Here is a 1264-nt window from a genome sequence, read left to right on the forward strand (position 1 = left end):
GCGATCAGGAAGAAGATCAGCATCAGGAACACGACATTGATCAGGCCGATCGTCGGCTCGCCCCGGGAACGGGTCTTGGCGGGAACGAGGCTCATGGCAGCACCCGGATCTGGAACGGCGCGCCCCTGAGCGCGGCCAGAACATCGACGAGCCTTTGCGCATCGACACCCTCGCCCAGAGCGATCAGCACCATCCCGCCCTCGCCCGCGAGCGGGGCGAGATGCCCGGCCAGCCCGTCAAGCGCGACGGCGTGCGCATTCACGCGCAGGTCCCCGGGCGAGAGCTGCACGAAGACCGGCGCGGCCTGACCCTGCGCGCCGCCGGGCGCGCCGGGGGTGAGGTCGAGCTCGCCCAGCCGGGTAAAGGTCGAGGTCAGCATGAAGAACAGCAGCAGCAGAAAGATGACGTCGATGAGCGAGGTGAGCGACAGGGTGCTGCGGCGCCGTGGCGGAACGAGGTCAGCCATCGGCCCCCACACCCGCGCAGAGCGCCGTGTCGATGATGCGCTCGGCCATCCGCGCCTCGCGGGCGATGCGCGCATCGAACCAGGTCAGCACCAGCGAGGCGGGCATGGCCACGGCAAGGCCCACGGCGGTGGTCAGAAGCGCGACCCAGATGCCGCCCGCCAGCGCCGACGGATCGACCGCCGCGCCCGCCGCCTGCAGGCCCTGAAACGCCTCGATCATGCCCAGAACGGTGCCGAAGAGACCCAGCAGCGGCGCCACCTGCGCGACGGAATCGAGCAGCCGCAGCCCCGCGCCCAGACGGGCGATCCGCTCGGCGGCGAGACTGGTGAGCCGCGCGCGCAGGGCGGCCTCATCGCGCCGCGTCCCGGCCGCGCCGAGGGCGGCGACGGCCAGCGCCGCCAGATGGCTGGGCGCCTGCGCCGCGCCGTCGCGGGCAAGCGCCGTGTCGCCCCGGTCCCAGGCGCCGAGCGCGGTGTCGAGCCGGTCGTGGCGCCCGACGCCGAGCCGCAGGAATTGCCAAAGCTTGGCCAGGATCAGCGCCAGCGCGATGGCCGACATGGCGATCAGGATCATCACGACGGGACCGCCCAGATCCGCGACCCGTCCCAGCGCGTCGAGAACCGGAGTCATTGCAGCACCTCGACCGGCACGCGGCTTTGCAGCGCCAGCGGTCCGGCGCAGCCCGCGCCCTCGGGCTCGCAGGCGCTGACGCCGTTGATCAAGAGCCGCGAGACCTGATCGCAGGCCAGCCCGCCGATCTCGAACGACCGCACCCGCATCCGCCCGGCGGGCAGGTC

2 protein-coding genes are annotated in these 1264 nt (G+C 72.5%); both read right to left on the reverse strand.

Annotation, left to right across the window (positions count from 1 at the left end):
- Positions 1–91: 91 nt before the first annotated feature.
- Positions 92–466 carry an ExbD/TolR family protein gene (locus tag JI664_RS23600; RefSeq protein ID WP_207016234.1) on the reverse strand — a complete coding sequence of 125 codons (375 nt, stop codon included), beginning with the start codon at positions 464–466 and terminating at the stop codon, positions 92–94.
- Entirely contained in the window at positions 459–1097 is a 639-nt protein-coding gene (locus tag JI664_RS23605) for a MotA/TolQ/ExbB proton channel family protein (RefSeq protein WP_207016235.1), read from the reverse strand. The genes JI664_RS23600 and JI664_RS23605 overlap by 8 nt, the downstream gene beginning before the upstream one ends.
- Positions 1098–1264: the final 167 nt, after the last annotated feature.

This window comes from Rhodobacter sp. NTK016B (assembly GCF_017303295.1).
GTDB lineage: Bacteria > Pseudomonadota > Alphaproteobacteria > Rhodobacterales > Rhodobacteraceae > Pararhodobacter.

Bases quoted from the DNA above. Each gene is read 5' to 3' on its own strand.
- JI664_RS23605 (WP_207016235.1), bottom strand. From the start codon at position 1,097: ATGACTCCGGTTCTCGACGCGCTGGGACGGGTCGCGGATCTGGGCGGT.
- JI664_RS23600 (WP_207016234.1), bottom strand. From the start codon at position 466: ATGGCTGACCTCGTTCCGCCACGGCGCCGCAGCACCCTGTCGCTCACC.